Genomic DNA, 4,738 nt, shown 5'->3' on the forward strand with positions numbered 1-4,738 from the left:
CGTCGGTTCGGCGGACCGGATCCTGGTCTATGGGGCGACAGGCTCGGGCAAGTCCACGCTGGCGCTGGCACTGGGGGAGCGACTCGATTTGCCGGTCACGCTCGTGGACGACCTCGCGTGGGACCCGGACTGGGTGCAGGCGTCCCCGGAGGTGTTCGAGGCACGGTTCCTTCCCCGGCTGGAGTCGCCAGCGTGGGTGATCGACACGGTCTACGGCATTCATCAGCACCTGACCCTGCCGGAGGCCGACGTCGTCATCGGATTGGACTACCCACGCTGGCGGTCCCTGGCACGGCTGCTGCGCCGCACGGCGCGCCGGATCATCAGGCGCGAGCCATGCTGCAACGGCAACGTCGAGACCCTGGCCCGAGCATGCTCGCGGGACTCGATCGTGGCGTGGCACTTCCGCAGTTGGGCCCGCAAGCGGGCCACCATGCGCCGGTGGGCCGCCGCGGCCGACGGCCCACCCGTGCTGCTGCTCCGGCGCCCGGCACAGGCCGACGCCCTGCTGGCTTCGCTGAAGCAGGGGAGCGGTCAGCCGCCGACGTAGGCGGCCAGATGCTGCCCGGTCAGCGTGGTCCGGGCGGCGACCAGGTCGGCGGGCGTCCCCTCGAACACCACGGTGCCGCCGTCGTAGCCTGCCCCAGGACCGAGGTCGATGATCCAGTCCGCGTGCGCCATCACCGCCTGATGGTGCTCGATGACCAGCACCGACTTGCCCGCCTCCACGAGACGGTCGAGGAGCCCGAGCAACTGCTCGACATCGGCGAGGTGGAGCCCCGTGGTGGGCTCGTCGAGGACGTAGACGCCGCCCTTCTCCCCCAGGTGGGTGGCGAGTTTGAGTCGCTGCCGCTCGCCACCGGACAGGGTGGTCAACGGCTGCCCGAGCGTCAGATAGCCGAGCCCGACATCGTCGAGGCGTCCCAGAATGGTGGCGGCCGCCGGTGTGCGCGCCTCGCCCTCGGCGAAGAAGCCCCGGGCGTGGGAGACCGGCATCGTCAACACCTCGGAGATGTCCTTGCCGCCCAGCTTGTACTCCAGCACCTCAGCCATGAACCGCTTCCCGTCACACACCTCGCACACGCTGGAAACGGTCGCCATGAAGCCGAGGTCGGTGAACACGACGCCGGCGCCGTTACAGCTGGGGCAGGCGCCCTCGGAGTTGGGGGAGAACAGGGCCGGCTTGACCCCGTTGGCCTTGGCGAAGGCTTTGCGGATCGGCTCGAGCAGGCCGGTGTAGGTGGCCGGGTTGCTGCGCCGACTGCCCTTGATCGCACCCTGATCGATGGTCACGACGCCCTCCCCTTCTGCCACCGACCCATGGATCAACGAGCTCTTGCCCGAGCCGGCCACGCCGGTCACCACGACCAGGACCCCCAGGGGGATGTCGACGTCCACGTCGCGCAGGTTGTGCGTGTGCGCCCCGCGAACGGGCAACGCGCCTGACGGCGTCCGGACGGCCTCCTTGAGGTGGGCCCGGTCGTCGAGGTGCGTCCCCGTGAGGGTGCCGCTGGCACGCAGGCCGTCCAGGTCACCCTCGTAGACGATCTCGCCACCGGCGCTCCCCGCTCGGGGCCCGATGTCGACGACGTGGTCGGCGATCGCGATCGCCTCGGGCTTGTGCTCCACCACCAGCACCGTGTTGCCCTTATCCCGCAGGCGCAGCAGCAGATCGTTCATGCGTTGGATGTCGTGCGGATGCAGGCCCACGGTCGGCTCGTCGAACACGTAGGTGACGTCGGTGAGGGAGGACCCCAGATGCCGGATCATCTTGGTGCGCTGCGCCTCGCCGCCCGACAGCGTCCCCGAGGGCCGGTCGAGGCTCAGATAGCCCAGTCCGATCTCTACGAAGGACCCGAGCAGAGCGGCGAGGGCGTCGGTGAGGGGAGCCACCGCGGGTTCGTCGAGGTCCCGCACCCAGTCGGCGAGGTCACTGACCTGCATCGCGCACAGGTCGGCAATGTTCCTGCCGTGGATGCGCGAGGTGCGTGCCGGCTCCGCCAGCCGCGTCCCCGAGCATTCAGGACACGAGGCGAACTTCACCGCCCGCTCGACGAACGCACGCACGTGCGGCTGCATCTGTTCGGGGTCCTTCGCGAGCATCGACTTGGTGATCTTGGGGATCAGGCCCTCGTAGGTGAGGTTGATCCCCTCGACCTTGATCTTGACCGGCTCCTTGTAGAGCAGGTCATGACGTTCCCGCTCGGTGTAGTCGCCCAGCGGCTTGTCGGGGTCGAAGAAGCCCGAGCCGATGAAGATGCGGCCATACCAGCCGTCCATGGAGTAGCCGGGCACCTTGAACGGCCCCTGACGCAACGACAAGGAAGCGTCGAACACTTCGCTCAAGTCGATGTCGGAGACGTTGCCGGTGCCCTCGCAGCGGGGGCACATGCCGCCGACCAGGGTGTAGCTGCGCTTCTCCATGCGCGCCCCGGCGCCCTTGTCGACCTTCACCGCCCCGTGTCCGCTCACGGAGGGCACGTTGAACGAGTAGGCCTGCGGCGAGCCGATGTGCGGGTCGCCCAACCGGCTGAACAGCATGCGGAGCAGGGCGTTGGCGTCGGTGGCCGTGCCGAGGGTCGAACGGATGTTGGGGCTCATCCGCTCCTGGTCCACGATGATCGCCGTCGTGAGGCCCTCTAGGGTGTCGACGTCGGGACGATCCAGGGTCGCCATGAAGCCCTGCACGAACGCCGGGTAGGTCTCGTTGATCATGCGCTGCGATTCTGCGGCGATGGTGTCGAAGACGAGCGAACTCTTCCCCGATCCGGACACGCCGGTGAACACTGTCAGACGGCGTTTGGGCAGGTCCAAGGAGACGTTCTTGAGGTTGTTCTCGCGTGCCCCGCGCACGCGGATCAGGTCGTGGGAGTCGGCCAGGTGCTCTCGTTGCGTCACAGCGCACCAGGCTAGGCCACGGCGCAAGGGCAAGAAATACCCTGAAGGCAACTACTGAGCCTTGTTGCTGGCGCCATCAACCACTCATCCCGCCTAGCCGGAAGGCGGTTTCCGATCTTCTTCACCCGGCGGGGCACCGGAACCACCGCAAAGTGCTAGTCCCCACCCCGGAGCCCATTTACCCTAGCGGGAGGCCTGGGTTATCAATGAGGAGGACTCCATGGACCGCAGAACCTTTCTGGGGATGGGACTCGGCATCGGCGCCGCGACCATGCTCGCCAGTTGTTCACAAGGCGGCGGCGCCGCCGCGACCCCGAGCGGGGATCCCGCCAACGCCACGCTGCGTTTCACCTGGTGGGGCAACGACACCCGCACGCGGGTGACAAACGCCACCATCGCCTTGTACACGTCCAAGAACCCGGGGGTGAAGCTGACCGGCGAGCCAGGGGAGTGGAGCGGCTACTGGGACAAGCTCGCCACGCAGGTGGCGGCCAACGACGCCCCGGACATCATTCAGATGGACGAGAAGTACATCGCCGACTACGGCGCCCGCGGGGTGCTCCTGGACTTGGACTCGTCGGTCAACACCGACAAGTTCCTCGCGGGGACGGTGGACACCGGACGCCTGCCCAAGGGATTGTTCGGCATCAACGCGGGCGTGAACGCCCCGATCATCGTCGCCAACCCCAAGCTGTTCGAGGAGGCTGGCGTCCCGCTGCCCGACGACACGACCTGGACGTGGGACGACCTGCGCGCCATCGCGTTGGAGGTCACCCGCAAGATCAACCGGCAGGGCGTCTACGGCGCCGGTAACCTCTTCGGCCAAGACGGCCTGATGAAGGCGTACGTGCGTCAGCTCGGTGGGCAGCAGTGGACCACCGACGGGAAGATCGGCTGGAAGAACGAGGACTTGGAGTCGTACTTCGCGCGCCTGATGGACATGCAGGCCGACAAGTCCATCCAGCCGCCGTCCGAACTCGCCGAGGAGGACTCCAAGTCCATGGACCAGCAGGCCATGGCGAACAACAGGATCGCGATGACGTACCTGTGGTCGAACCAGGTCAAGGCGATGGACGCCGCTTCAGGGACCGACATGAAGCTGCTGCGGCCCCCGGCGTTCGCAGGCGCACCGACCTGGCTGTGGTACAAGGCGTCCATGTACTGGTCGGTGTCGGCGCGCTCGTCCAACACCGCGGCGGCGGCCGCGTTCGTGGATTGGCTGTCCAACTCGGTCGACGCGGTCAAGACGCTCACCGCCGAGCGGGGTCTGCCGCCCAACACCGAGCTTCGGGCCGCACTCGAGCCGTCGCTGGAACCCACCGACAAGAAGGTTGCCGCCTACCTGAGCAGCATCGAGAGCGATGTGACCGACGCCGGTGGCATCACCCCGGTGGGCGGCAGCTCGTTCGGGACGGTCTTCCAGCGCAAGTACCAAGACATCCTGTTCAACCGCGCCTCCATCAAGGATGCGGTCCAGCAGCTGCGCGACGAGATCCAAAGCGAACTGAAGTAGGTTCAGCAGGCAGGGGAGTCGGGGCTGGCTGCCACACGCATCCGCCCCGGCTCACCTGGGACTCACGACTGCGGTCCCGGTCCGGCCCGCCGTGCCGAACGTGCCTTCAGGACGCCCGCGACCAGGAGCCGGACGCCGATGGCGACGAGGATCACGGCAACGATCAGGCCCACGGGGTTGCGATCGGTGGTGAGCATCAGGCCGAACAACGCCACTCCGGCGAGCAGGATCGCCCCGGACAAGGTGAAACCGAGCAGCCCGTCCAGGAGCCCTCCTGGGCGCGGGTCGGTGTCATGGTCGCTGGTCATGTCCGGAGCGTACCGGTCC

At 67.6% G+C, this 4,738-nt stretch carries 4 protein-coding genes; 2 read left to right on the forward strand and 2 right to left on the reverse strand.

Annotated elements, in window-relative coordinates; translation table 11 throughout:
- On the forward strand, window positions 1-550 hold a 550-nt coding region (locus V7E09_RS14470), incomplete at its 5' end, for an adenylate kinase (protein WP_324523605.1).
- Here the strand turns inward: V7E09_RS14470 and V7E09_RS14475 are convergent.
- Window positions 535-2,898 carry an excinuclease ABC subunit UvrA gene (locus V7E09_RS14475; protein ID WP_324523607.1) on the reverse strand — a complete coding sequence of 788 codons (2,364 nt, stop codon included), beginning with the start codon at window positions 2,896-2,898 and terminating at the stop codon, window positions 535-537. The two genes, V7E09_RS14470 and V7E09_RS14475, sit on opposite strands and share 16 nt — an antisense overlap.
- A gap of 220 nt (window positions 2,899-3,118) precedes the next feature.
- Between V7E09_RS14475 and V7E09_RS14480 the strand changes: the two genes are divergently transcribed.
- Window positions 3,119-4,411, forward strand: a complete 1,293-nt coding sequence (locus tag V7E09_RS14480; RefSeq protein WP_324509788.1) for an ABC transporter substrate-binding protein — start codon at window positions 3,119-3,121, stop codon at window positions 4,409-4,411.
- Window positions 4,412-4,473: 62 nt separating this feature from the next.
- Here V7E09_RS14480 and V7E09_RS14485 read toward each other — a convergent pair.
- Window positions 4,474-4,738, reverse strand: a 265-nt coding sequence (locus tag V7E09_RS14485) for a hypothetical protein (protein ID WP_324523608.1), incomplete at its 5' end; no start/stop codon positions are given.

This window comes from Propioniciclava sp., assembly GCF_036744435.1.
Taxonomy (GTDB): domain Bacteria; phylum Actinomycetota; class Actinomycetes; order Propionibacteriales; family Propionibacteriaceae; genus Propioniciclava.

What these genes read in the sequence shown, in the direction of transcription:
- V7E09_RS14480 (WP_324509788.1), top strand. Translation starts at nt 3,119, where the DNA reads ATGGACCGCAGAACCTTTCTGGGGATGGGACTCGGCATCGGCGCCGCG.